Below are 26,153 nucleotides of genomic sequence, written 5' to 3'. Positions count from 1 at the left end.
GGTGTCAGATCATTCAGCGCATCATGGGACAGGCTCAACGACCTTGAAGACCGACTGAATCAGAACAGTCGTAACTCATCGCGTCCGCCATCTTCTAATGGCCCGGGGGCGTCTTCTTCTGAGCCACCTAAAAAGCTAACTGGACGCAAGCGCCTTGCACAATCTGGTCATAAAGGCACCAAGTGAATGCTGGCCATGAAACCCCGACGTACTATCCCGATGATATATGTGCCTGTGGCGGTGTAATTACCATCAGCGATTCACCGTATCGCCGCCAACAGGTATTTGATATTCCCTGTCAGGCCTTCTCTGTGATTGAACATCAGTTACATCAGGGCCAATGTTGTCAGTGCAGCAAAACGATAAAGCCACGTTGAAGGACAACGTCAATCAGGGGCAGATGGGCAATAACCTGCTGGTTCATGTGGCGATGCAGTCGGGTCAGTTTCATCAGAGTATCAGTAAAAACCAGCAACAGCTCGACCAGAACTTCGGCTTATCGTTCAGTCGCGGCGCTATTTCTGAAGCGCAAAGCCGCGTCATAGCGGTACTCAGGCCTGCCCATCAGGATATCAAAGCGACTATGCTTGATGAGGCTGTGGTTCACTGTGATGAAACGCGTCATCAGCGAGGCAACGAAAATCGCTGGATGTGGCAGGTATGCACACCGACACTGTCTTGCGTTGTGACCCACTTCTCACGGGGCGCATGGGTGGCCAAGAAAGTACTGGGCGATAATCCTGAAAATATTGTTGTTACCGACCAGTATGCCAGTTATCACTATATTGATGCTGACCACCGACAATTATGCTGGGCGCATATCTTAAGAAAAATAAATGCCTTGGCGGAAAGCTGGAGCACGAATAAAACCACTTACCCTCTGCTAAACGACTTCAAAGCTGCCTGTCAATAGGGCCTGGTGAACGGTTGCGGTTAAGCCGTTTTTGTATTGTCATAAAATTTTACAGTAAAGCTCTCTGGAAAGTTTGTGCCTTTATAAATTTTTGATTTTAAAAGTTAAATATTTTTGGTATATTTAATGCATAGTTTGGCATTAATATCATTTGAACAAAATTTATTAACTTTCGACGTGCGCTTTTAGCTTTGGAGTATATATGGCGAGCTTTAGTACAAAACATTCAGCTTTAAAAGTTGTATCAGGATTCATCGGGCTTTGCTGCCTCTCTTTGAGTCTTAATGCAAAAGCTGCTTTTATAGATATTGATTTTACAATTGACGGTAATACCTATCACGAGCCCTTTACCGTTACCAATAATTCGTCTGCAGGTCTCAATATATTGAGCTTTGCGCTCGATTTAAGACCTAACGCAAGTAGTTTTTTGTGTTTTGATGAAGTAGCAAACTCTTGTCATAGTACTGTTGGTAGGAATTTTGCCGTGGTCGGTTCTAATGATGTTGGGTTTTCTTCTTATTCTGTTCTTGACGCTGTTGGCGGGATAAATACTCCTGACTTTTTACTCGTAAATTTTGACAGTGCTAGCTTTTCTTCAGGAGAGCAATTTAGTTGGGCAATTGATATTGATGGAGCTGCGTCAAGCGGTACCGTTCTAGGTAATGAACTTATTGGTAGCCTATTCTTTGTAGAAATGTCAGACGGTATTACCTACCAAGGGGCCATTGAAGCCGTTGCTGGTAACAGTGACGCAGGTCAATTGGTTCTTTACGGCAGTAGCCCTTTAACGATAGATAATGCGATAAACGCCGTTCCTGAGCCATCATCTATTTTGTTGTTTGGTGGTTTACTGGTCGCACTGACAAGATTTAGACGCAAAACCCTTTAATCAAAGTTCAAGATTAAGAGGTATGGCTTATCTAAATTAGGTCAAGTTCTCCAAATAAATGGCTCGCTTAAAAAGTGGGCCATTTTTTATTTAATGGTCATTAAGAGTATTTACGATGTAATCCAAAGTCATCACAAAAACACTTGATTGTCCATAATTCGTGATCAAGTCACCAAAATTTCGCCATTATCAGCTATATAGGGTAGCGGTAATGTCAGTCACTCGTGTAAACTACCGCTTTTATTTCAGGCAAGCCTTAGCGCACAGAATAATTCTTCCTATGCTTTGGCCATGCAGTCATCATGTAAATTGAGGAAAACATGGAGCTTGACGCTATTATCAATCAGGCACAAAGCCAGATTGACGCTGCACAAGATGCAGCCACATTAGACCAAGTTAGGGTCGAATTCATGGGTAAGAAAGGTAAACTTACCGACTTACTTAAAGGGCTTGGAAAGTTATCGAACGAAGAACGTCCTGCCGCGGGCCAAAAGATTAACCAAGCTAAGCAAGTTATTCAGCAAGCTATTTCTGCAAAAGGTGAGTTTTTACGCACTGAAGAGCTAAATAAAAAGCTAGCAGAAGAAGCGGTAGATGTAACTTTGCCTGGTCGTACAGAAAAGTCAGGAAACTTGCATCCGGTAAGCCGCACGATTGCGCGTATTGAATCTTTCTTTGGAGAGCTAGGCTTTTCAGTTAAGACTGGCCCTGAAATTGAAGATGGTTTTCACAACTTCGACGCGCTGAACATTCCTGCGAATCACCCAGCGCGTGCCGATCACGACACCTTTTATTTCAACCCAGACATGATGCTTCGTACGCAAACCTCTGGTGTTCAAATTCGTACTATGGAAGCGGAAAAGCCACCACTGCGTATTATCTCGCCAGGGCGCGTGTATCGTAATGACTACGATCAAACTCACACGCCAATGTTCCACCAAGTGGAAGGTTTGATGGTTGATAAGAACGTTAGCTTTACCGACCTTAAAGGTATTTTGCACGACTTCCTACATCACTTCTTTGAAGAGTCACTAGAAATTCGCTTCCGTCCGTCTTACTTCCCGTTTACTGAGCCTTCAGCTGAAGTAGACGTTATGGGTAAAAACGGTCAGTGGCTTGAAGTATTGGGCTGCGGCATGGTGCACCCGAATGTACTTAAAGCTGTGGGTATCGACCCAGAAGAGTACACAGGTTTTGCCTTTGGTATGGGCGTAGAGCGCTTAACTATGCTTCGTTACGGTGTTAACGACTTACGCGCGTTCTTTGAAAACGATCTTCGTTTCCTTAAGCAGTTCAACTAAGGCAGAGAGTACACATGAAATTCAGTGAAAAATGGTTAAGAGAGTGGGTTAACCCGTCGCTGTCGGCACATGAGCTGTCTGAACAGTTGAGCATGGCTGGCCTAGAAGTAGACGGTGTTGAGCCAGTAGCAGGCGATTTTAAAGGCGTGCTAGTGGGTGAAGTGGTTGAGTGCGGTCAGCACCCGAACGCCGACAAACTGCGCGTAACTAAAATTAACGTAGGTGGCGATGAGCTACTTGATATCGTTTGTGGTGCGCCTAACTGCCGTCAGGGCATTAAAGTAGCCGTTGCTGTTGTTGGCGCTGTCTTACCTGGTGACTTTAAAATTAAAAAAGCAAAGCTTCGCGGCGAGCCGTCATTCGGTATGCTATGTAGCTTCTCTGAGCTAGGTATTAGCGACGACCACGACGGTATTATCGAGCTTCCAGCCGATGCACCTATTGGCGCAGACATTCGCGATTACCTTGGACTTGATGACAACGCCATTGAAGTAGACCTAACGCCAAACCGCGCAGACTGTTTGGGTATTCGCGGTATTGCCCGTGAAGTTGGCGTACTTAATAACCTTGACGTGTGCGAGCCTGAAGTAGCTGCGGTAGACGCAACTATTGAAGATAAATTATCAATTACGTTAAGCGCTGACGACGCATGCCCACGTTATTTGGGCCGTGTGGTTAAGGGCGTTAACGTTAAAGCAGCATCGCCACTGTGGTTAGTTGAAAAGTTACGTCGTTGCGGTATTCGCAGCATCGACCCCATTGTAGATGTGACAAACTTTGTATTGCTAGAGCTTGGCCAGCCAATGCACGCGTTTAACCTTGCCAGCATTGAAGGCAATATTAATGTGCGTATGGCGAATGAAGGCGAAACGCTTACACTACTTGACGAAACCGAAGCTAAGTTACAAAGCAATACGTTAGTTATTGCTGATGACAACAAAGCGTTAGCAATGGCGGGTATTTTCGGTGGCCTACACTCTGGTGTAACTACTGAAACCCAAGACATTTTGCTTGAAAGTGCGTTCTTTAGCCGTGATGCGATTATGGGCCGTGCCCGTCAGTACGGTTTGCATACCGATGCGTCGCACCGCTATGAGCGTGGTGTAGACCCACAGCTTCAGCGTAAAGCCATGGAGCGCGCTACTGCACTGGTACTAGAAATTTGTGGTGGTGAAGCTGGCCCTGTAATTGAAGCAGTGGCTGAAGACAAGCTACCTAAGCAAGCTACGGTTACGCTTCGTCGCGAACGTTTATCTCGCGTACTAGGCATTAGCATTGACGATGCAAAAGTAACGGAAATGCTTAACCGCCTTGGTTTAGACGTAACGCAAACTGAAGCAGGCTGGGAAGCAGTTGCGCCAAGCTATCGTTTCGATATCTCAATTGAAGAAGATTTGATTGAAGAAATTGCGCGCGTATACGGTTACAACAACATTCCAAACGTGGCACCAAAAGCGACGTTGGCAATGCTGCCTTCGCTAGAAGCCAAGCTGCCGCTTAACACTATGAAGTCGTTGCTTTTAAGCCGTGGCTACAATGAAGCGATTACTTACTCGTTTGTAGATCCTAAAATTCAAAACGCATTATTCCCAGACGTAAAAGGTATGGTGTTACCACACCCAATTTCATCTGATATGTCGGTAATGCGTGTAAGTTTATGGCCGGGTTTGCTAGGTGCTACTGCTTATAATCAGAAGCGTCAGCAGCAACGTGTTCGCATGTTTGAAACCGGATTACGCTTTATTCCTCAACAAGATGCGCCAAATGGTGTATTGCAACAGCAAGTAATTGGTGGTGTAGTAGCAGGGCGTCGTAATGAAGAACATTGGGACTTGGGCGACAGCCCGGTTGATTTCTTCGATGCAAAAGCCGACGTTGAGGCGTTATTGGCACTTACAGGCAGAACCGGTGAGTTCCAGTTCGTTACAGGGCAACACAGTGCGTTACACCCTGGCATGACGGCAAAAATTTTGCTTAATGATGAAGAAGTTGGCTATATTGGTGCTATACACCCGCAGTTCACTAAATTGCTTGGTGTTAACGGCCGTGTATTTGTGTTCGAACTAGTGGTAGATGCCATTACCGATCGCAAGTTACCGTCAGCCGTACCAGTATCGCGCTTCCCATCGAATCGCCGTGATATTGCTATTACGGTTAAAGATGAAGTGCGTGTAGGGAATGTTCTTTCTTACATAGAAAATATTGGCGTAAATCAACTAGTTGCTCTAAACTTGTTCGATGAGTACAAAGGCAAGGGAATTGAGCCTGGCTATAAGAGCCTTGCTTTGTCACTTCATTTACAAGATCCGGATAAAACCTTGGAAGAAGCTGAGATTCAGCAAGCTGTAGATACTGTGGTTAAAGGTCTGGAATCTGAGTTTGGGGCCGCGTTAAGAGAGTAAACTATGGCATTGACCAAAGCCGAGATGGCTGAACACCTATTCGAGAAACTAGGCATTAACAAGCGTGATGCGAAGGATCTGGTAGAGCTTTTTTTCGAAGAGATTAAAGGCGCTCTGGAATCTGGTGAGCAAGTAAAACTGTCAGGTTTTGGCAACTTTGACCTGCGTGATAAAAATGAACGTCCTGGCCGCAATCCAAAAACCGGTGAAGACATTCCAATTAAAGCACGTCGTGTGGTTACATTCCGCCCGGGTCAAAAATTGAAAAGCCGAGTTGAAAACTCTGCACCTGTCGACCAATAATCTTTAGGTCGTTACAATACTGAAAAAGAGCGGGGTCTCTCGCTCTTTTTGTATTGCTTCTTTTATACAGTGCCGTCGCACTGGTTTTCATATGCAATTTCTTTGGAGGAAAGTGTGAAGAAAGCACTTGTCGTTCTTGCTATTATTGTTGCAGCTACGTTTTCATGGTTTGCTTATCTGTCGCTAGATGCAGACAAACGAGACCAAGACGCAGCCCAAGTTCCGCTTATTACGGTAATGGAAATTCTTCACGCAAGCGATTTGCAGGAAGGGGTTAAGCAGGCCGTGAAAGATGAAAATCTCGAAGTCGTAGACTCTTGGATGGCACAAGCCCGTGAAGTAGGGCAGGCTGCCAACCTGTCATCAGAAGATATGGAATATCTTAATTCCGAAACTGCGAAAGATTACGTTGTATTCAATGCTAAACGCCAGTTGTACAACGAAGCGTTTGAAGCGCGTTATTATGCATTGGAAGAGGTAGAAACGCTAAAAGAGCAATATCCGGAAGCCAAAGACTTGTTTCCCAGTACTGATGCACTGATTGAAAAGCGTGATGCGATCATTCAACAAATTGCTGTCGCTATTTCAGGAAGCGAACAGCCTGACGAAGCAGCGCTTGAAGAAGCGCGTGAGCAATGGTTAGCCCAGGCGGCCAATTAGATTATGATTATAAGTTATAACTTAGGCTATTGCTCGCGCTGCACTCAAACACTCACCAGAAACCTATACCACAGACCAGCTTCATACCCCTTCCTACTTTTCGTACTATAAATTCGTTGAAATCTTGATTTGAAAATGTACGCAATTTGGCGTACATTTGTCGTGCGCGTGGAGTGCTGGGTGCGTTACAAGGAAATAAAGCGACAGGTCATTGACTGTCTAAATAAAGGATACGTTTCCCATGAGCAGAGAAACGATATTGACGTTAAAAATTTATTGGCAATTGGGCAAGTGTCGCTTGAGGAAGTTGCCGAAATTATAGGTCGAAGTCGAGGAAACGATTATTCTTCCAGCCTTCATCATTTTGATAGCTGCATTACAGTACACGTAATTAAGACAAAGCTAGCCGGTCACAATTGGTATGTTAAATGGTATTACGTAGAACCGAATAGCGTTTTTATTAGCGTCCATCATTAAGGAAAAGATATGAAAATTTTCAAAGTCGGCGAGTCGCAGAAAGCGGCATGCAGCACGTGCCAGTCATTTGAAAATGCGACATTTCAACTTAGAGATGTTCCTTTCAGTGATGGTACGGGAGTGGTTAAAAAGGTTTTGGTGGGGGTATGCGATAAGTGTGAAAGCGTAACCGTGTTACCTCACCAATCTACACCTGCGGTTAAACGTCAATATGAAGCAAAGCGAAAGCCAGTGGAAGGGCGTTTACCTGCGCATTTAATCGATATTCTAAATTTAGCGACAATGGAAATTGGTGCAACTACAGACTTTGTTCCAAGCATGATGAAGTACTACATTCACTCATTGTCTGAAGATGAAAAGTCAGCGAAAAAGATAGCGAGTTACCTTCAAAGTGACTTGGCAAAAGGTAGATCAGAAAAGCGCCTATCGCTAAAAGGGCGTAAGATTTTCGAAGACATAGAGCACCTTAAATCACTCTCGCACATAGAAAACACCACTGATTTACTGAAAGGTATAATCCTTAAGATAAACGAAGACGTGCTGATTAAAAAAAGGCTTAAACCAATCGAAAACCTTAAGAATATAATGGCGGCAGTCGCATAACTAAAAGCTGCATTGTAAGTTTTTAGTTATGCAGCTAACCATATATTGGGTTGTAAAAAGTTAATTTACCGAAATATCTGCAAACTTAGCATTTGTTAGCGTAGCTAGATCAGATGGGGCGAGGGCCACTTCTAAACCTCGTTTTCCGGCGCTTACATGAATAGTTTGCAGATTTTCAGCGCTTTTATGAATGACGCTCGCTAACCGCTTTTTCTGCCCTAATGGGCTTACACCACCAAGTACGTAGCCTGTTGCAACCATTACTGCATTTGCTTGCGCCATTTCTACCTTTTTAACACCTAACGCTTTGGCCATTTTCTTTTCGCTAAGTTTGGTGTTTACAGGGACCACGGCCACGGCAAGCTTGTTGTTATCTGTACTCACTACCAAAGTTTTAAAAACGGTATCCGCATTAAGGTTAAGCTTTTCAACCGCCTCTAGCCCGTAAGATGACGCATTTGCGTCGTGTTCATATTTTAAAACGCTGTGAGCGATACGCTTTTTAGTAAGCAAAGTGATTGCAGGTGTCATTCAACCTCTTTTTTGTAAAATGTTCGGCTGTGTATCGGCTGGCTGGGCAGCAGAGGGGTAGCTGCGTGTGTTGCGTAGTCGTTAAAGCCAGTTGTAAAAAATTTTGACAGTGGGTGGCCAGATTGTCCGCCAGGTAGTGTTAGAATGGCATCCTCTAAATGGCCAGGGCTGACAAATAGTCGCTCAGAGGCACCAAAACTAGGTGCTTGTACAGCAGGCATGTATGTATCACCAAAACCTTCTACTTGTTGCATATTTAACATATCACCAACTAGAGGAATTTGATCGGCAAATGGATGTTTCACAGACAGTGCGTTCACTTTGCCCCAAGCTAATGTTTCCATATTAGCTTCTACTGGTGAATACTTGTCTAACAGCTTGTGTTTGGCGCGCCTGTAGGCGTCTACAAGTAATTCGTCGAAACTTTCAGTATCGTGAGGTAGCCAAGAATCAGGTTGGCTATGAATAAGTTGCCACACAGCAGGTTCAATGCCACGTAAGAGTGTACGGCTGTTTACACCTTGTTGGTCTAACGTTGAAAGTACGCCTCCAAAAAGGGTTTGTACCACTTCCTGCCTAAAGTGCTTAACTAACGTGTAGCCAACCGAATCTTCACATGCGCATTCGTCCCATGTGTTTAGGTAAGCGAGGTCGGGTTTAAATTCAATGTCTTGCATATTGAGCAGCCCAAACAAAAGGTGCTGCCAAGGAATAAGAAAGCGGGCATGATTATCTAACTGAATGGCGTAAAAGTCAGTCTCAGTAAAGGTGTCTTTTTCAAATAAACGGTCTCTTATTTGTTGTCCGCGAGCACCTAGCGCGTAACCACCGTCGCCCCAGACTTTGAAGTCATCAGCCGAAATTACTCTGGCATTTGCAGTCCATATTCTTCCCATATCGGGGTTTAAAACCATGGGAAGCTTTGATGCGCGCTTTTGTGGTGTGTTTACTGCTTCTTGTTCTTTTATAGCAGTGAATGAAGCCTGCTGCCTTTCCATAACTGCGCCGCCAGGAAGCCAAGCCGCATTGCCGCTTTCATCAACAATCACGAGGTTTTGCGTGGGAATAGCAATGCGTTGGCCCATCTTTATCGCTGCTTGGACATTTTTTGCATTGCCGAAGTTTATTATTCCCAAGTTGGCAGCAAACGGATGATGCGCTACCCAATTAAGTGCATAGCGCTTGCCATTGAGTTCTTTCACTGGCCCATACGAACTTACTTCAAACTCAAATGTGTGCTCACCATCAGGTAAAGGAATACGCTCTGTTACCGTACTTGTGGCCGTCGATTCGCCTAGCTCAATCCAATCTACATTGTCTAAATTTGCATTCGTAAAACCCCAAGCGATATGGCCGTTGGTGCCTACAACAATGCCAGGAATGCCCGGAAGGGAAACCCCGGTTACTTGCACATCGCTGCCCGATTCTTGATAGTTTAGCTGGGCGCGATACCAGATGATGGGAACCCGTAAGCCCAAATGCATGTCGTTTGCTAAAAGGCCTGCGCTTGTAGTGGTGTGACTCCCGGTCACCGCCCAGTTATTGCTACCAATATCAGGAAGTTCAGTACCGTTATATTGTGCACGGGCAATAGCAGTATTGTCGCTATCGTTTGAGTACTGAGTAGTCGCGTCTTCAGGCTCTTGCTTAATGCTCTCGCCATTACTATCTTCTGGTGAGTGAGTAATTGGGCGTAGCGATGCAGGGTACTCTGGAATAGGTGCTTCAAGCAATGGTATCTCGCTGGCATCAAGCGCTGCCTGATAATTACTCGGCTGAGTAATGAAGCTGTATACATCATTCCCAAATGTTGAAAGCAGTGCCTCTCTCGCTAAATCAAGTTCTACTTGGCTACCTTGTAAATCCAAATACATACTGTAAATCACAAGAATACTGTCGGTGGGGCGCCATTGTTTTATATCAACGCCTGCAGCTAGGTATTCAAAAGGTGGCAGCGTATACTCAGACAATGCGTCATTTACGCCGTGGGCGTAACGTACAAGTAGTTCTTGTTGTTTTGAGGGAAGGTTATCGAATACGGCTTTTGCTCGTTTCTCAAATTGATGAAAGCGGGCTTTTTTATCGATATCTAGGGCAATGTCGCCCACCCATTGTGACAAACTGCCCGATGCGGCGCGGCGCTGTAAGTCCATTTGAAAAAAGCGATCTTGAGCATGCGCAAAACCCAGTGCATAGGCTGCGTCGAAAATATCGTTGGCTTTAATAACAGCTTGGCCTAGTTCGTCACGGCTTAGCTCTGTAGGTGCGTTTACGTGATAGGTGGCGCTATTTCCGTCAAGTGCGGGCAAACTCATACGAAGCGAGATGTACAATCCCAGTACCGTTAAAAAAAGCAGTGCTAAAACACTTAAAACCAACCACTTGAACCAATTTATCACGTGTAAAACTCCCTATTTTTCTCTATCCTAACCACAGAACTTGCAAAATTGAAGTGATGTTTTATGACACATACTAAGGCGGTGCCGTGGGGCCATTAATGTTGGATTGTCAGGCCGAAGAACTTCTGCCTGAAGAAAAGGAAAAGTTAACACATCCAGTAGTGGGTGGCGTTATTTTATTTAGCCGCAACTATCATGATAAACGTCAGCTCTCTGCGCTGGTTCAAGATATAAGACGCTTTGCAAAGCGTCCAGTACTGATCGCCGTCGATCATGAAGGAGGCCGCGTTCAGCGTTTTCGTGAAGGCTTTACTGCCATACCTGCAATGGGCGATATTTTAAGGCAGTCAGAGCATCAAGATGAAAGTGCTGCATACGCAAAAGCGTGTGGATTAGTATTGGCTTATGAACTTAAAACCTTAGATATCGATTTTAGCTTTGCACCGGTGCTTGATATAAATGGTGTATCGCAAGTTATTGGTGACAGGGCATTTTCAGACAGTGCAGACGACGCTATTCGCCTTGCCGCTCATCTAATCCAAGGTCTAAAAGCCGTAAATATGCCAGCTATTGGAAAGCACTTTCCTGGGCATGGCAGTGTAGCGCCAGATTCTCATGTAGCGTTACCCGTCGATGATCGCGAATTTGATGAGATACGCAGTACCGATATGGTGGTCTTTGAACGCTTAATTGAGCGTGCGTTGCTTGATGGCGTTATGCCTGCCCATGTTATTTATAATCAGGTGTGCGATAAGCCTGCGGGTTTCTCAACTAAATGGCTGCAGGATATACTTAAACAGGATCTAGGCTTTGGCGGTGCAGTATTTTCTGATGATTTGTCCATGCACGGCGCAAGTGTCGCGGGAAGTTACGTTGAGCGCGCTGAGGCAGCGCTAGAAGCAGGGTGCGACATGGTACTTGCCTGCAACAATCCGCAAGGGGCTGAGACTATCCTTGATGGATTGGAAACGCGCTTTGCTAACCTGTCTCACAACGATTTACAAAAGCAAGAACGCGTTATGGCACTTTATGACCGTGTCATGCCTGCAGGGCTAAAAGATAAATACGACAGTGGGGTTGAGCTGGTGAAGCGCTTAAGCGAACGTTAGTTTTTATAACTACCGTTTTTCGTTTTCTGATTTTAATGCCGGCCGCTTAAACTGGTACTTCGTCTACGCCAGCTTCTATGTTTATAAATCGTGCAAAAGTGAAGAGAAAATCGCTTAAGCGATTTAAATAAGCATGTACCACTTCTGGCACGTCATAATGTTTAGATAGGCTAATGACAGCACGTTCAGCTCGCCGGCACACAGCACGACAAACATGAGCTTGCGCAGAAGCCTTACTTCCGCCAGGCAGTACAAACGACGTATTAGGCGGCATTTGGCGGGTAATATTGTCTATAAGGCTTTCTAGGTTCTCAATATCAGTTTGCGTCAGCGTTGAGCTTGCTGAAATAGCAAAGCCAGCTTGAAACAGGTTGCGCTGAATATCCTGGAGCATTGGCTTATGTTTGTCAGTAACATGCGCTGCTAGTAGCCCGATATGGCTATTGAGTTCGTCCATATCGCCGTAGCTTTGTACTACTAAATCATCCTTATCTACACGTACGGCTTTGTCAGCGTAAATTTGCGTGCTGCCCTTATCACCAGTGCGAGTGTAAATCTTCATAAAAACATATATCTCTCTATCAATCGCAAATGTTGTTTTTTTGCCTTTAAAACCAAAGCACTTACACTAAGCGTTTACTCAAATCACTCGCTAACGTCAGGGCGATTGTAGCGACGAATTTGTACTACAAAACCAAACAGCGGGTGGTCGAAATAATGCAGTTGCGTACTGATTACACGTCTTTGCTCAGCTAACGGAACTGAAACCAGTTTGTACGCTGTTGATGTCGCCTGACGGGGCTTAGCAGCATTACCAGAGCTGTCATCTTCACTGCTGAAGTAGCTCATTGGCACCGGCTGGCGATAAAACATCTCGCCATCTACATGAAGGTAAGGTACGCGGTTGATATATTTAAGAAATACTTTGATAGTGCCGTCAATTTCCCAAATGGGTGTTCTTAATGAAGCATCGGTAGTGTCATCTTCACCTTGCTCTACAATCATCGGCGTATCAAGCGCTTTAAATGCGCCATACTCTATAGCCTGTGGGTTTGACAAACGGCGATCCAAATCGGCAAAAATATCTGAAACAGCAAGAAATTGATCAGTGCCTTGCGCTGCAGTTTTATCAGCTTCAAAAGCAGTACTTACATCACTTAGGCTGTTTTCATCTGTGCTCGATGTATTTCTATAGTTATCATTATCAGTAAGAGCGGCGGTGGAGCCGTAACCAAACTCTGGAGCGGAATCGTCAGTTTCACTGTTTACATTATCAACGTGTTTTGAAGCTCGCACATCACCGTTCAAGTCAAACTGCTGCGCGTAGTTTTGCCCACCATAAAGACGCACGTTGAAAGCTTTGTTCTTACCAAATATAACTGGCTGACGCCAGGTTGCATGAAACAAACGTTCTAGCTCGCGATTAGAACGTATTTGGCGAGAAATTGAAGACAGTGCTTGCTGATTACTGGTAAGCAGATGCGCTTTTGACGCAAGCGGCCAGTCGTGCCCTTCAATGATAATAGGTAAACTTGCTGGAGCGGGTAGCCTATTATCCGGCTGATTCACCTTCCATACGATTACAGGTTGAAGCGCGCTGCTTCTAGACTTGCTCTCGCTTGTCGAAACGCCTGAGTTTAGTTCGTCGTCGCCTCGAACAACAACGTTCAGTGCAGTGGTTACCTCAGCGCTAAGCCATGGCTTCTCTTCTTCACAGTACTTAAATACAGGCACCGTGACAGGTGAGGAATCTTTTACGCCGAAGAATGACGTCCAATAGCTGGCGATGGTTGCAGCATCAGGAGCGGGTGTGACGTCGTCAGTGATGAACCCCTCATTTGAGTAGTCAAGGCTATCGCTATAGTCAGAGTCTGTTGAAGAATAAGTAGCGCCATACTCATCGACATTAATGGTTTCGCTTTGTGCCTGACTCGCTACGTCTGGTGTAGGAGATGGCTCATTGGCTGTTAAGCCGGATATTTCATTATATCCATAGCCCGCTTCTTCAGAGTAAGAGTTAGGAGACATGTCACCGTACTGCGAACTGTTATCTTTAGACAGCGACAAAAAATCTACATCTTTTGCGGGTACGCTCAATAGTCCGTTGCTAGGCCACTTAACCGATGTATCAGCGCCGCAAACGGCTAACCCTTGTTTTAGATAGCTTATATCAGGCGAAATGATATCGCTGATGATGTCTGCCTGAGCGCGAGGGGCTGACAAGTTGTCAGCCAAAGAAAACTGCTCTTCTAACTCAGTTAGTGCCACGTTGCGCTTAAACGCAATAACTTCCACATCGAACCACCAGTTGTCATTGGCGTTAACTGTAGTTGAAATTGTCGTTGAGAAAACGGCGCTTATTGATGCAACTAACGGGCACCAGCGAGATAACTTCATGTTACCGCGACTCCTTTGCAAAATCGGCAATAATATCGCTAATAAACGCGATGCGCTCTTTAGCTGTTTCGGTCTTTTTCACCAAACGCAGTTTTTGGCTTCCTTCAAACTTAAAGGTGTTTGGTTTGGTTTGCACCAAACTAATAATATAGCCTGGGTTAACCTTAGTGGTTTCTTTAAACTCTATGGTACCGCCTTGGGCCGACAAGTCTACTTTTAGAATGCCCAACGCCTGGGCTTTTAGTTTAATTTCAGCCACTTCTATCAAGTTTTTGGCAGGCTCTGGCAATAGACCAAAGCGGTCAATACATTCTACCTGGAATTCATCAATGTCGTCTTGGGACGTACAGCTTGCCAGGCGTTTATATAGCGATAGGCGAGTGTTAACGTCGGCAATATAGTCTTCAGGCAATAGGGCTGGAATACGCAGTTCAACTTCGGTATGGCCCGAGGTCGCGTCGTCTAACGAAGGCTCTCGGCCTTCTTTAAGCGCGTTAACGGCTTTATCGAGCATATCCATATACAAACTGAAACCAATACTCGCTATTTGCCCCGATTGGTCATCGCCTAACAGCTCACCGGCACCACGAATTTCTAAATCGTGGGTAGCAAGCGCAAAACCTGCACCTAAATCCTCAAGCTGCGATATTGCTTCTAAACGTTTTACTGCATCTTTGGTCATGCGCTTTGGATGAGGCGTTAATAAGTAGGCGTACGCTTGATGATGCGAGCGACCCACACGACCACGAAGCTGGTGCAGCTGCGCTAAACCTAAATGGTCGGCTCTATCCATAATAATGGTATTCGCACTTGGTACGTCGATACCTGTTTCAATGATGGTAGTACACACAAGTACGTTGTAACGCTGGTGGTAGAAGTCGCTCATTACGCCTTCAAGTTCACGCTCGCGCATTTGGCCGTGACCCACTGCAATACGGGCTTCGGGAACGATTTCAGCGATTTCTTCGGCCGTTCGCGCAATGCTATCTACTTCGTTGTGAAGGAAGTAAACCTGACCACCACGCAATATCTCACGCATAATGGCTTCGCGAATAACGGCTTTATTACGCTGCTGGACAAAAGTTTTAATTGATAAACGACGGGCAGGGGCTGTGGCAATAATCGATAAGTCGCGCATGCCTGATAACGCCATGTTAAGCGTACGAGGAATTGGCGTAGCGGTTAACGTTAAGATATCTACATCGGCACGTAAGGACTTAAGTTTCTCTTTTTGACGCACGCCAAAGCGATGTTCTTCGTCGATGATCACCAGCCCCAAATCTTTATATTTAATATCGCTAGACAGCAGTTTATGTGTGCCTACTACGATATCTACTTTCCCTTCGCCGATGCGCTCAACCACAGATTTTTGCGCTTTACCGCTTACAAAACGGCTCATCACTTCAATTTCAAACGGCCACGCAGCAAAGCGGTCTTTGAAGTTCTCGTAATGCTGCTGAGCCAGTAGGGTAGTGGGCACCAAAATCGCCACCTGTTTACCAGCATTAGCAGCAAGGAAGGCCGCGCGCATGGCAACTTCGGTTTTACCGAAACCTACGTCACCGCAAACTAGGCGATCCATAGCCGATGGACTGCCCATGTCGTGCATAACCGCAGCGATGGCTTGGGCTTGGTCGGGTGTTTCTTCAAAGGGGAAGCTGTCTGAGAAGGCTTGGTAGTCATCCCAATTTATTTTGTAGGCAAAACCTGGCTTGGCTGCACGGCGGGCATATACATCTAATAGCTCGGCGGCCACGTCACGAACTTTTTCGGCGGCTTTTTGCTTGGCCTTTGTCCATGCGTCAGAACCTAGGGCGCTAACTGGCGCGCTGTCGGCATCGCCACCAGTGTAGCGTGAAATCAAGTGAAGCGACGCCACAGGCACGTAAAGCTTAGATTGCTTGGCATACTCAATGCACAAATATTCGGTTGCTACGCCGCCCGCGTCCAACGTTTGAAGGCCCAAATAACGGCCAACACCGTGATCGAGGTGCACCACAGGCTGACCAATAGAAAGTTCGGCCAGGTTACGGATAATGGCGCTTTCGTCGGTGGCAGTGCGTTTATCGCGAAGGCGGCGCTGGCTTACCTTTTGCCCTAATAGTTCGGTTTCGGTAATGAATAACAGCTCGCCTTCCTGAGTTTGCCAGCGGAAACTGTTATCAACCATACCCACGGTAATGCCAATGGCGTCGTGGCTTGCGATAAAATCGCTAAAGCTATCAACAATCTTTGGTTTGATGCCTGCTTTTGCGAGTACGGTTAGCAAACCCTCTCGGCGACCTTGGGTCTCAGCACAAAACAGTACCTTAGCCCCGTTGTCAGTGGCTTGATTTACCGTTTTAATGAGTCTTTCAGCAGGTACTTTTTTCTGCGAGTTAATCGCGATGTCATCAAGCTTTTCGCACTGAAGGTTGCTAGTACCTGATTTTTCTTCAAGTACCTTGCTGGAAAGAGATGCACGAGGCCACTGTTTTATGGCACCAAATAGCTCATTTATAGGTAAAAATAGCTCGTCTGGTGCAAGCAGTGGACGTGCTAAGTTATAACGATACTGCTCGTAACGTTCTTGTACGTCGGCCCAGAAAAATTCGCTGGCGTCTTGCACATCACCGTGAAGTAATAGCAGGCTTTTAGGGTGAAGATAGTCAAAAAGCGTGGCGGTTTTTTCAAAGAAGAGTGGAAGATAATATTCCACACCGCTCGGCATGGTGCCCTTGCTTACCTGAGAAAATACGCTTTCAGATGCATTGTTTGCGTCGAACTTTTCTAAAAACTGCTGGCGGAAAAGCGTGATTGCCTCTTTGTCTGTGGGGAATTCTCGTGCTGGAAGCAAGCGAATTTCGTTAACAGCCTCGCCAGAGCGCTGGGTTTCAGTATCGAAATAGCGAATGGAGTCGATTTCGTCATCAAACAAGTCTATTCGAAATGGCTGGTCGCTTCCCATCGGAAAAAGGTCGATGATGCTGCCGCGCACCGAGAATTCGCTGTGGCTCATTACCTGACTAACATGCAGGTAGCCGGCTTGCTCGAGATTGCGTCTGAACTGATCTCTATCTAAGGTGTCGCCCTTATTTAGCATAAGCAAATACTTTGCTAAATAATCGGTAGGGGCTAAACGCTGCATTAACGTATTAACAGGCACGATGAATATGCCTTCGCCTTGCTGTGTGAAGCGGAAAAGGGTTTCTAATCGCTGAGAAACAATGTCTTGATGAGGCGAAAACGAATCGTAGGGCAGTGTTTCCCAATCTGGAAACAGGGTAATAGGTGTCTGCTTTGTATTATCGCTTAAGAAAAAAGCTATTTCTTTTTCGAGCTTCATTGCCGATGGAGTATCGGCGGTAATCAGTACAATAGGGCCTTTGTATTGGCTGAGTGCTTGGCTAATGCACAGCGCGGCACTACTGCCTTGGAGTTGGCCCCAGTGTTTGTGATCTTGTGAAGAGGCTTCTTTTTTAGGCGCAGGTAATGGAAGCGATAATAAAGTGGCTGTCATGACGTCCTGTTTTTTAAGTGCAAGATGAGTTTTACGGCTTATATACTGATGTTAGGGTCTATTCAGATCCCGCTTTTTTTTCTTTTGCCCGCTTTCTTAACTGTTGTGTTTGAATATGCAAGCTAGCGCGAACCAAAAGCTCCTGATCTTGCTCTCGAATGGTGTTAAAAATAAAGGCAATATGGTAACTATCTTCAACTTGCTCGCAAGTAATTACTTCGCCATAACAAAAAATTGCTGCTGCTTCGGCATCCAAGAAAAGTTTAAGTTCCGCCTTAGCACCCACGTCCAACGCTTCTTTTGACTCGATGACTACACCGCCACCACCGAGCTTTACGGTTTTGAAGCGAAACTCTGGTTCGTCTTGCTGGTGCAAAACGAATGACATCATCAAATCGATTTTTCGTGCCTGATGGTTTAAGTAATCAGTCAGCGACTCAGCATGATCACTTAGGTTGCGAAGCGGACGAATTGCCTGTGCTTCAATAGCGGCCATTTCGCTGGCAATGCGAAATGCATACGGCATCGACTCCTCTAAGTTTTCTTCATCTGGCACTACTTCGTCTTCACCTAACGGGCGCATATTGGCGTTTATGCGATGTGCGATAGAAAAATATTCATCGAATTGGGCTTTTTTTTGTTCTAGGCTAAGTTCGCTCACATCATTCCTCTGCCACTAATTCTTGTGCAGTTAGTAACTTATAAGTAGTATACCGATCACACGTAGTATACCCACTTTACTATTTTGGGGTTAACCCGTCATCTCGTCTTTGGGCTACTTATCTGAATTTCTCATTCATTAAGCATAGCTAAACATAAGGCAGATTACCGTATTACTGAAAAGCAAGGCGCTATGTTTTATCCTCTTTCTGCATTCATTGCTTATCGTTATGCCAAGTCTAACAAAGCAAGCCAAACCAGTTTTGTTTCATTTATTAATCGATTTTCAGTGGCCGGTATTGCACTGGGGTTGATGGCGCTCATTATCGTTGTGTCTGTTATGAACGGCCTAGAAGGTCAACTAAAACAGCGCATCTTAGGCATTGTCCCTCATATTGAAGTTACAAAGACACCCATCATAAGCGAGAACCCTAGCAGGACATCCAACGAAAACGCAGTTATAGAGACACCCACGCAAACTGCAGAAAAAACGCAGACAGTTACTTTAAAAGAAATTAGCGAGACACCCATCGAAGGCGTTGTTGCCACTATGGCTTACAGGGAAGCTGAAGCAGTAGTGCAGTCTCGCTCGGACTTGCGTGGTGTCCAGGTTCACGGTGTTCAACCTGAAGTAATGATTGAGCACACTTTGGTTGCAAACCATATGGAGCAGGGGCGATTTAGCGATTTAACTGAGGGGAGTTTTGCAGCGATCATTGGGCGCTCGCTTGCCATAAAACTTGAAGCACGAGTAGGAGATAGATTGCGTGTCATGGTGGCTGGTGCAAGTGTGTATACACCGTTTGGAAGAATGCCAAGTCAACGGCTTGTAACCGTGGTGGGTGTATTCGATATGGGTTCACAGATGGACGACAAGGTGATGTATATGAACCTTGAAGACGTTAACCGCTTAATGCGAGATCCTAAAGGCAGCGAACAATCCCTTCGGCTATTTTTAAATGACGCTTTTAACTATCAAGCAGTTGTTAGCGCGCTCACCGATAGGGTGGGTGTCTCTGTAAATAATATGAAGACTTGGCGTGAGCGTCAGGGGCCGCTATTTGATGCCGTCAAGATGGAGAAGAACATGATGACGCTCATGTTGCTGCTTATTATCGCGGTAGCGGCATTTAATATCGTTTCGGCACTGGTAATGGTGGTAACGGAAAAACAAGGCGATATCGCAGTACTCCAAACTCAAGGTATGTTACCCAGTTCAGTAATGTGGATTTTTGTGTTAAACGGTTTGTTTAACGGCATTAAAGGCGCTGGCATTGGTCTAGTATTAGGCGTAGTGATTACGCTCCAATTAAATAACATTTTGGACCTTATCGGGTCGCCGTTAGCCTTAGCTGCAGACGGTAGAGGGCTGCCAATTGAAATGGACGTTGTACAAATTGTAGGTATTGCTTTGCTGTCTTTGCTACTGTGTGTTTTAGCCAGCGTTTATCCAGCGCGCAAAGCGATGAAAATTGCACCATCGCAAGCGCTCCAAAACGAATAAATCGCTGAATTTACCGTGCAAGTTAGTGCAAAATTCACTATACTCGCGGTCTTTTAAATTTTGCCCAGTGAGACGTCATGAACAAGAATTTTATCACCTCGCAATCGCTTCTACAGGATTCCTTTCGCCTAGCGGCAAAGGTGTATGAAGACGGCTTTCGCCCTGACTTTATTATTGGTATCTGGCGTGGTGGTGCTCCCATTGGTATCGCGGTTCAAGAATTCTTTGAATTTAAGAATACGTCAACCGACCATATCGCAGTACGTACATCGTCTTACTACGGAATAAACAAACAATCGAAAGAGATCCGTGTGCACGGATTACACTACTTGGTAGAAAACGCGAATGCTGATGACAAGTTGTTGATTGTTGATGATGTTTTCGATTCAGGCCGCAGCGTAGATGCACTTATTAAGCAAATTAATAAACTAATGCGTTTGAACATGCCTAAAGATATTCGCATTGCATGTCCGTGGTACAAGCCGCAAAACAACACAACAGACATCGTGCCAGATTATTACGTTAACGAAAGTGATGAATGGCTAGTTTTCCCTCATGAAATTGCGGGTTTGTCGGAAGAAGAAATTCGTGAAGGCAAAGGCGAGCTGGCTGACGTTATGGACATTTTGTTCAAAAAATAGTGAGTAATTGCTTGATATAAGCGACTAGGAGCTACTGTCAAACGTATCTAAACCGCACGCTTGTGCGGTTTTTTTATCTTCCAACTTTGTTGGAAAAGATAGTGTAAATGTGGTGCCCACGTTTACTTCACTTTCTACGCTAATGGTTCCCCCCATCGCTTCAACGATGGAGAACGAGATATAAAGTCCTAATCCAGTGCCTTTGCCGGTTGGTTTGGTGGTGTAAAACGGTTCAAAGAGCTTTTGAAGGGCATGCTTTTCTATACCGCAGCCCGTATCTTTTACCGTTATGACGGTGTGATCTTTTTCTTCAAACGAAGAAATAGTTAATTTATCCCCGTCTTCCATCGCTTGCGCAGCATTTACGAATAAATTGACTAATACTTGGTTTAATTTTCCTGTTTTTCCCTTAATTAAAGGCACATCGCTTAGGTGCTGTTGAATCTTTATGCGGTGCTTCAATTCACTGTTTACTAATCGCAAGGCGTGAGCTATGCAGTCGTTCACGTTTACGGTCTCATCATCGGGAATATCTGCATCGTGGGAAAAAGAGCGAAGACTGGTGATAATGTCTGTAACTCTATTTAGGCCTTCCTCTGATTCGCTGCAAATATCTGCAATTTCGTCGCTTAATGAATCAATCTTATTTTCAACCTTCCACTGTTTCGCAGCTTCAGCTACCTTCAGCCTCTCATCGTCGGTTGCGCTAGCCGCCAATTGTAAGACGATGTCTTGCATTTGCGATAGCGCAGGCAGCACGTTCCGTAAAAAGTGAATGTTGCTATTAATGAAAGCAACAGGGTTATTAATTTCATGGGCAACACCAGCGGCAAGTAAACCTAGCGATGCCATTTTTTCTGAATCGATAAGGCTTTTTTCTACAATGGCTTTTTCTTCTTTCAACCTCACCGTTTCAAGCGCCATTAGCTTAGCCTGCATCCCCATGGCCATTTGCTCGGTAAAGGTACGGTATCTGTTAGCCATATCCACAAATTCTTGGGTGTAATAACCCAGTGCTTGATGGCAAAACACAATAACTGCGTGTTGCTGATGTACTTTAAATGGACAATAAAGTACAGAGGTGACGGGCGTGTCGAATAAGGATAGGTGGCGTTGCCACGTCGCTTGCTGCTTAATGTTGAATAATGCTATAGGCTCACTTTTAACCGCACGGGAGAGTGTGTCATCGATTTGCCATACGGTGTTAAGTAGCGGTGGATGGGTGCTGTTAATGCACCTCATTTTGCCAGCGCTTTCATTCTCAAGAACAAAGCAAACTTGATAATTATACAGTCCTTTGAACACACTAAACATTTTTTTATAAAGGTCTTGTTCGTCCTCTGCGGTAAGCAATACGCGAGTGCCTTCTAGCAAAGCATCGCTTTCCTTCTTATGTGCCTCAGCCTGCTGTTTAAGGCGGTAAACAAGCGCTAGATCTTCTAAAACATTTTCGTAATCTTTATTCATTGAGAGAACACTACCGCTGATATCATAAGGTTGCCGTGTCTGTTCTTGCCATCTAAAAAGCGCCCTTGCTCACCAAAAGTAAACGGGCCGCAAATAGGTAATGCTGGAAATTTTTCTTGCAGCGAATTCAGCATGAAATTAATTTCGTCTCCAACCATCAAGCGACATCCTGCGCAGTAAATCATTAGTACGCCAACAGGCTTTCTATTTTCGGGCAGCAACATAACCGCATTGTTTATCACACGCTCTGCACGAGACGTAAGGCTAGAAATGCTACCTTCCATCAACACCAACTCTTCACCTTCTTCTACTTCTGAAAAAACATGTAGTGCACCACTTTCATCGACAGAATCGGGGTGGCACAGAAGGTAATTCACCGCACCGTTGTCTAATTCTACTGGTCTGCCTAGCGGTGCTGACGATGTTAGTCCTAAAATTTGACCGCCATATAGCTGTTGAGCGATAAGGTTATTGGTCGCTTTGTTATAAACGGTGCTTGCACCGCTATTGTTAAGCTGTTGTAGTTGGCGTCCTTTCGCTTTCGTTGCTTTAAATAGGGTATCGGTTGGCTTGTATCCTGAGCTATAACTCACCCCTAATGGAGTAGAGGGATACATAACTGCAACTACCACAGTGTGTGGTCCGCACGCATCTTTTGTAACGGTTGTCCAGTCGCCTGAAACCGTGTTGTCTGCCATTGAACCACCAAAAATAGGAACTTGAGTCCCTACAATGCTGGCGAAACCTTCAAGTATTCTTTCTTCTTCTCCTGGCGGCAACGCACACCAAATTAACGCTGGGCTTTCATAAGGTCTTCCCGCATTGTTTAGCGCATTTTGTAACGCGATGGCGCCAGCTTCAAAGGCGCTGTAGCAGGAGGCGTCTGCACTTCCAACGCCGTAGGCTCCACCATCGTCATTCACACAAAAAAGCGCTAACTGGCACCCCGCGTCAACGGTACTGCCGTCGCAAAGTAGCGCTCCTAAACAAGAGCTGGAAATGAAATAAGGCGCGGTAAACGCGCTAAGGCCATGTTGAAGCTCGTTAAAAGGTAAGTCTGCATTGCCGTAGCCAATAACGAGTGAAGGTGTATTTTCACTAAATAACCTATCTATTTCGGACGCCATACTAGGTGCGTCGTTACACTCCAACGAAAATGTTTGTATATACATTCGGCCTTTACCACTCAACCATACTCTTTAATAATAGATTGAAATTAGGAAAAGCTTATTAAACATTAGTTGAAGAGTTACACGAGTTACAGTAAACGTGTTGAAGAGAACTTAATTATCGAGGTAAAACTTGTCGTGAAAGGTATAAACCCACGTTGGCTGGTAGATCACTAAAAGCGTTATCGCCATACCGTTTAACAGAGCTTCAGGAAAGACCAAAAGTGGTATAAGCAAAACGTAGTTGTCAAAAATGATGTCCCAAGTATATGTACCTTCAATGTAATAAAACGCACCGAGCGTTAGCGTCTTTAATGCAATAGAAAGAGCGGCAGGGAAAAAGGCACAAACAAAAATGTACACGAAAAGTTGTCGAGGGATACGGTGAAAAGAAAGCATATAAAATAGATAGGTTATGCCAATAGGTACAACGGTGCCGAGTAGCCCGTTAACGCCAAAGTTTTCCCAACTTCCGTAGCCGACTGCGTTTGCGCCTAATAGCGCGATAAACGATGCAATAATAGCGTTTCTAAAGCCGAGCATTAATGTCAAAACTGAAAGGCCTAGAAAATGAACATCTAGGCCCTCGAAGATGCCTGCTTTAAACAACCAGAGAACGAAAAGCGAAGCAGCAGTTCCAAAAATAAGGTGTTGCTGCTGCTTGTTACTCGCAAAATGAGTAAAGTCCACATGCCTGACCGCACCGAGTAAAAATACACCGTAAATCAGCAATGCTAGCAGTTGTAGTGAACTCACTTTTACTCCTTAGTTAATGGCGGGGAGCAGTATTTAGTACTGTTTACCCTTTATACTCAGCCCAAATAGGCGCATGATCAGACGGCTTTTCGATGCCTCTCAGCTCATAATCAATACCGGCGTCATGTAGTTTTGCATGAAGCGGTTTTGTTGCCAAAATCAAATCTATGCGAAGGCCACGATTATCGTTGAATCCTTTTGAGCGGTAATCGAACCATGAAAACTTGTCGTTTGTCTCTGGGTTGAGTGTTCGAAAACTATCTTCAAAGCCCCAGTCAATTACTGTGTTCAACCACTCACGCTCTTCCGGCAAGAAGCTGCATTTTCCAGTTTTCAGCCAACGTTTGCGGTTGTCTTCACCAATGCCAATGTCCAAGTCTGTATGAGAGATGTTGACATCGCCCATAACAATTACGTTGTCATCTGGTGTGTGGTTATCATCTAAATAAGTCATTAAGTCTTTGTAGAACTTACGCTTAGCTGGGTACTTGGTTTCATGCTTTTCGTTTTCGCCCTGAGGGAAGTAACCATTTAGAACGGTAACGGGCTCGCCAGCATCATCGGTGGTTTTTAAAATAATCATGCGACGTTGGGCGTCTTCGTCATCTGTTGGGAAACCCATCGACACAGAAAGCGGCTCTTTCTTCGCCAAAAAAGCAACGCCGTAATGGCTCTTTTGTCCGTGGAAATAAACGTGATAGCCCATGGCCTCAACGGCTTCTACCGGAAACTGTTCGTTGTGAACTTTAATTTCCTGTAAGCCAATAATATCGGGTTGGTGTGCGTCGATAACCGCCTGAAGTTGATGTAGACGAGCGCGAATACCGTTTATATTAAATGAGATTACTTTCATGCTTTTTTAGTGGTTGCTTCGAATTTGGCTAGAGTTTACCAGAAACTGCACGGCCGCTTAACGACGTTTTGCCACTATATTAATGCATTCAGTCGATTGGCTAGATTAAGTTTATTTATAGCTAATGGTGAAATCGCTGTGTATAAAAGCTCGTCATTAGCATAAATTTAGTCATCCATTAATCACACGCTTGCCTCATGGTAGGGAGTGGCATTTGGTGCCGTGCGTTTGCCGAGTGAAATCAAAAACTCAAACCAAGCATTTGCGTCTTGCACAGCGTTCTTAACAAAGCTTTCATTATCTAGGCCGAGCTCGGGTAAGAGTATTTCTACTTCTTGTTTGAAAGACACCCATGCTTTGGCACATCCCGCCATCGCTTGATAATACTCGGTAGGAATATCTAACGTCATGGCTTCTAACCGCCTAACAATAATGTTGGCGCCCATTGATGAGCCCAACCATACATAGATGGCTGCGATGGCATGGCTGGTGGTTGAATTGGAGCAAGGAGTTAACTGCGCGATAGCCTGGGCGTTTAAGACTGGCTCATCTTTGTTTTTTATTCTTGTAGTAGGTTCGAGCTTGGAATGGGTGTCATTGTAACGTTGTTGAGCAGACAGTGTTGCGGACGACAACGCGTGGGTGTCATTGTTAAGCGCTAGTAGAACAACTTCGCTATTGAGCATTGAGGCGATGCGGCTAAGGGAAGGGGTCTGGAGTGCAGCCTGTTTTACGGTTTCTGCTGTTGTTTGGTGAAACACCCTCATGATGTTAAGGATGGCAAGATAGGTCTCATGGTTAAACTCACTATCTTTGTGGTACATCGAGAAGGGAAAGGTATTTTCCAAAATAGCGTGGTTGGCATGGGTGTCTTGCTTAAGAGCAGTAAATAGATTGCGCATGAGGTAAAGGTCTTTGCGTTTAAGCTTTCACAGCGTTGGATGATTTGCTCTAACTTTATCATGGGTGTCTTCGTAACGGGCGAAAAATGTCAATGTTGATAATGTAATGGCTGATCGAGTTACAACCGGGAGTGATTCCCGTAATTTCAGGGGTAAACTTGGGTGTCTTCTTAATAATGTTTTTGATGATGAAGAAGAGCTATGGATGGGTGTCTTTGTAAGTGTGTTAGCCGAGGGGGCTTTTTTAACGTTTATTGCATTGCGCCTATTACTGGGGCAGGTATACTTGCCGCAAAATTTGAGATAGGTGAAATAACGTGTTTCCAGAAACAGTTGCAGACAAATTGAGTGATGCGGTTATCGAGCAAGCGATGAAGCTAAGTGCAGAAGACCGACAAGAGCTTGTAGTGAGCTATATTGCAAAAGCAAATGAAATTTGGATGGTGCAAGGTAGTGAAGGTTTTGTGATGTTTGAAGGTGGTGAAAGCGTTCAGCTACCAGTATTCCCGCATCACGATTTAGCTCAAAAGTTTGTAGATATAAACGAAATTGAAGGCCAATGCGTGAATATTACACTCGATGAGTTTATGCAAACTTGGTTGCCGGGCCTTGATAAGAATGGCGTTGAGCTAGTAATGTTCCCCACCACGAGTGATGTTGAAAACCTAGTTATGACTGCAGATGACTTAGCCTCAGAGCTTAGCGGAAATTAAGCAAG

The 26,153-nt window shown here is 45.0% G+C and carries 21 protein-coding genes and 1 pseudogene; 11 read left to right on the top strand and 11 right to left on the bottom strand.

All coding sequences use genetic code 11. The features are described from left to right. Positions 1–24 precede the first annotated feature (24 nt). The 7 genes and pseudogenes from MHM87_RS10460 to MHM87_RS10430 form a co-directional block, all read left to right on the top strand. Positions 25–871: pseudogene (locus MHM87_RS10460) on the top strand (IS66 family transposase); the annotation flags it as partial. Between the two features lie 244 nt (positions 872–1,115). Beyond that, on the top strand, positions 1,116–1,802 hold the full coding sequence (locus MHM87_RS10455) for a PEP-CTERM sorting domain-containing protein (RefSeq protein ID WP_239258968.1): 687 nt from the start codon (positions 1,116–1,118) through the stop codon (positions 1,800–1,802). A gap of 320 nt (positions 1,803–2,122) precedes the next feature. Then, positions 2,123–3,103: a phenylalanine--tRNA ligase subunit alpha gene (pheS, locus tag MHM87_RS10450; protein WP_239258966.1), complete on the top strand. Its 981-nt coding sequence runs from the start codon at positions 2,123–2,125 to the stop codon at positions 3,101–3,103. A gap of 14 nt (positions 3,104–3,117) precedes the next feature. Then, complete coding sequence (pheT, locus tag MHM87_RS10445) at positions 3,118–5,505, top strand: phenylalanine--tRNA ligase subunit beta (RefSeq protein ID WP_239258964.1); 2,388 nt, start codon at positions 3,118–3,120, stop codon at positions 5,503–5,505. 3 nt (positions 5,506–5,508) lie between these two features. After that, positions 5,509–5,808 (top strand): integration host factor subunit alpha, encoded by a 300-nt coding sequence (ihfA, locus tag MHM87_RS10440; protein ID WP_014949129.1) that lies wholly within the window; start codon positions 5,509–5,511, stop codon positions 5,806–5,808. Positions 5,809–5,922: 114 nt separating this feature from the next. Beyond that, positions 5,923–6,468 (top strand): hypothetical protein, encoded by a 546-nt coding sequence (locus tag MHM87_RS10435; RefSeq protein WP_239258962.1) that lies wholly within the window; start codon positions 5,923–5,925, stop codon positions 6,466–6,468. Positions 6,469–6,954: 486 nt separating this feature from the next. Beyond that, on the top strand, positions 6,955–7,548 hold the full coding sequence (locus MHM87_RS10430) for a hypothetical protein (RefSeq protein WP_061094791.1): 594 nt from the start codon (positions 6,955–6,957) through the stop codon (positions 7,546–7,548). A 60-nt stretch (positions 7,549–7,608) separates the two neighbouring features. On the opposite strand, the gene ybaK is transcribed toward MHM87_RS10430, so the two are convergent. Beyond that, entirely contained in the window at positions 7,609–8,079 is a 471-nt protein-coding gene (ybaK, locus tag MHM87_RS10425) for a Cys-tRNA(Pro) deacylase (protein WP_239258960.1), read from the bottom strand. Continuing rightward, positions 8,076–10,478, bottom strand: coding sequence for a penicillin acylase family protein (locus tag MHM87_RS10420; protein WP_239258958.1), 2,403 nt, complete (start codon positions 10,476–10,478; stop codon positions 8,076–8,078). The genes ybaK and MHM87_RS10420 overlap by 4 nt, the downstream gene beginning before the upstream one ends. Positions 10,479–10,576: 98 nt before the next feature. Here MHM87_RS10420 and nagZ point away from each other — a divergent pair, with 98 nt between their 5' ends. After that, a complete protein-coding gene (gene nagZ / locus MHM87_RS10415) occupies positions 10,577–11,587 on the top strand; it encodes a beta-N-acetylhexosaminidase (protein WP_239258956.1) in 1,011 nt (336 codons plus the stop codon). 46 nt (positions 11,588–11,633) lie between these two features. Here the strand turns inward: nagZ and MHM87_RS10410 are convergent, their stop codons facing one another. The 4 genes from MHM87_RS10410 to MHM87_RS10395 form a co-directional block, all read right to left on the bottom strand. Continuing rightward, positions 11,634–12,149, bottom strand: coding sequence for a cob(I)yrinic acid a,c-diamide adenosyltransferase (locus MHM87_RS10410; protein ID WP_049586488.1), 516 nt, complete (start codon positions 12,147–12,149; stop codon positions 11,634–11,636). Between the two features lie 83 nt (positions 12,150–12,232). Continuing rightward, on the bottom strand, positions 12,233–13,984 hold the full coding sequence (locus MHM87_RS10405) for a CsiV family protein (RefSeq protein ID WP_239258954.1): 1,752 nt from the start codon (positions 13,982–13,984) through the stop codon (positions 12,233–12,235). A gap of 1 nt (position 13,985) precedes the next feature. Further along, complete coding sequence (mfd, locus tag MHM87_RS10400; RefSeq protein ID WP_239258952.1) at positions 13,986–17,483, bottom strand: transcription-repair coupling factor; 3,498 nt, start codon at positions 17,481–17,483, stop codon at positions 13,986–13,988. 58 nt (positions 17,484–17,541) lie between these two features. Then, positions 17,542–18,144 carry a PilZ domain-containing protein gene (locus MHM87_RS10395; RefSeq protein WP_110287954.1) on the bottom strand — a complete coding sequence of 201 codons (603 nt, stop codon included), beginning with the start codon at positions 18,142–18,144 and terminating at the stop codon, positions 17,542–17,544. Between the two features lie 192 nt (positions 18,145–18,336). On the opposite strand from MHM87_RS10395, the gene MHM87_RS10390 reads away from it, so the two are divergent. Both MHM87_RS10390 and MHM87_RS10385 read left to right on the top strand, forming a co-directional pair. After that, entirely contained in the window at positions 18,337–19,647 is a 1,311-nt protein-coding gene (locus tag MHM87_RS10390; RefSeq protein ID WP_239258949.1) for a lipoprotein-releasing ABC transporter permease subunit, read from the top strand. 77 nt (positions 19,648–19,724) lie between these two features. Then, entirely contained in the window at positions 19,725–20,288 is a 564-nt protein-coding gene (locus MHM87_RS10385) for a phosphoribosyltransferase family protein (RefSeq protein ID WP_014949139.1), read from the top strand. A 24-nt stretch (positions 20,289–20,312) separates the two neighbouring features. Here the strand turns inward: MHM87_RS10385 and MHM87_RS10380 are convergent, their stop codons facing one another. From MHM87_RS10380 to MHM87_RS10360, 5 genes are all read right to left on the bottom strand, one after another. Further along, positions 20,313–21,755 carry an ATP-binding protein gene (locus MHM87_RS10380; RefSeq protein ID WP_239258947.1) on the bottom strand — a complete coding sequence of 481 codons (1,443 nt, stop codon included), beginning with the start codon at positions 21,753–21,755 and terminating at the stop codon, positions 20,313–20,315. After that, complete coding sequence (locus tag MHM87_RS10375; RefSeq protein ID WP_069944128.1) at positions 21,752–22,927, bottom strand: FIST C-terminal domain-containing protein; 1,176 nt, start codon at positions 22,925–22,927, stop codon at positions 21,752–21,754. The genes MHM87_RS10380 and MHM87_RS10375 overlap by 4 nt, the downstream gene beginning before the upstream one ends. A 111-nt stretch (positions 22,928–23,038) precedes the next feature. Beyond that, positions 23,039–23,680 carry an energy-coupling factor ABC transporter permease gene (locus MHM87_RS10370; RefSeq protein ID WP_110287957.1) on the bottom strand — a complete coding sequence of 214 codons (642 nt, stop codon included), beginning with the start codon at positions 23,678–23,680 and terminating at the stop codon, positions 23,039–23,041. Between the two features lie 43 nt (positions 23,681–23,723). Further along, the gene (gene xthA / locus MHM87_RS10365; RefSeq protein WP_014949143.1) at positions 23,724–24,533 is read right to left on the bottom strand and encodes an exodeoxyribonuclease III; all 810 of its coding nucleotides are present in this window, start codon (positions 24,531–24,533) and stop codon (positions 23,724–23,726) included. A 182-nt stretch (positions 24,534–24,715) separates the two neighbouring features. Then, on the bottom strand, positions 24,716–25,435 hold the full coding sequence (locus MHM87_RS10360) for a hypothetical protein (protein WP_239258945.1): 720 nt from the start codon (positions 25,433–25,435) through the stop codon (positions 24,716–24,718). 317 nt (positions 25,436–25,752) lie between these two features. Between MHM87_RS10360 and MHM87_RS10355 the strand changes: the two genes are divergently transcribed. Next, positions 25,753–26,148 carry a DUF2750 domain-containing protein gene (locus MHM87_RS10355; protein ID WP_039227089.1) on the top strand — a complete coding sequence of 132 codons (396 nt, stop codon included), beginning with the start codon at positions 25,753–25,755 and terminating at the stop codon, positions 26,146–26,148. Positions 26,149–26,153 lie beyond the last annotated feature (5 nt).

This window comes from Alteromonas sp. Cnat3-28, assembly GCF_022348265.1.
GTDB lineage: Bacteria > Pseudomonadota > Gammaproteobacteria > Enterobacterales > Alteromonadaceae > Alteromonas > Alteromonas macleodii.
Note: the sequence above shows the minus strand (reverse complement) of the source record. Positions and strands in the feature narration are given on the sequence as shown.

Coding starts and splice junctions, on each gene's coding strand:
- ihfA (WP_014949129.1), top strand. CDS start 5,509: ATGGCATTGACCAAAGCCGAGATGGCTGAACACCTATTCGAGAAACTA.
- xthA (WP_014949143.1), bottom strand. CDS start 24,533: ATGAAAGTAATCTCATTTAATATAAACGGTATTCGCGCTCGTCTACAT.
- MHM87_RS10390 (WP_239258949.1), top strand. CDS start 18,337: ATGTTTTATCCTCTTTCTGCATTCATTGCTTATCGTTATGCCAAGTCT.
- MHM87_RS10410 (WP_049586488.1), bottom strand. CDS start 12,149: ATGAAGATTTACACTCGCACTGGTGATAAGGGCAGCACGCAAATTTAC.
- ybaK (WP_239258960.1), bottom strand. CDS start 8,079: ATGACACCTGCAATCACTTTGCTTACTAAAAAGCGTATCGCTCACAGC.
- nagZ (WP_239258956.1), top strand. CDS start 10,577: ATGTTGGATTGTCAGGCCGAAGAACTTCTGCCTGAAGAAAAGGAAAAG.
- MHM87_RS10360 (WP_239258945.1), bottom strand. CDS start 25,435: ATGCGCAATCTATTTACTGCTCTTAAGCAAGACACCCATGCCAACCAC.
- MHM87_RS10385 (WP_014949139.1), top strand. CDS start 19,725: ATGAACAAGAATTTTATCACCTCGCAATCGCTTCTACAGGATTCCTTT.
- mfd (WP_239258952.1), bottom strand. CDS start 17,483: ATGACAGCCACTTTATTATCGCTTCCATTACCTGCGCCTAAAAAAGAA.
- MHM87_RS10430 (WP_061094791.1), top strand. CDS start 6,955: ATGAAAATTTTCAAAGTCGGCGAGTCGCAGAAAGCGGCATGCAGCACG.
- MHM87_RS10405 (WP_239258954.1), bottom strand. CDS start 13,984: ATGAAGTTATCTCGCTGGTGCCCGTTAGTTGCATCAATAAGCGCCGTT.
- MHM87_RS10455 (WP_239258968.1), top strand. CDS start 1,116: ATGGCGAGCTTTAGTACAAAACATTCAGCTTTAAAAGTTGTATCAGGA.
- MHM87_RS10380 (WP_239258947.1), bottom strand. CDS start 21,755: ATGAATAAAGATTACGAAAATGTTTTAGAAGATCTAGCGCTTGTTTAC.
- pheS (WP_239258966.1), top strand. CDS start 2,123: ATGGAGCTTGACGCTATTATCAATCAGGCACAAAGCCAGATTGACGCT.
- pheT (WP_239258964.1), top strand. CDS start 3,118: ATGAAATTCAGTGAAAAATGGTTAAGAGAGTGGGTTAACCCGTCGCTG.
- MHM87_RS10375 (WP_069944128.1), bottom strand. CDS start 22,927: ATGTATATACAAACATTTTCGTTGGAGTGTAACGACGCACCTAGTATG.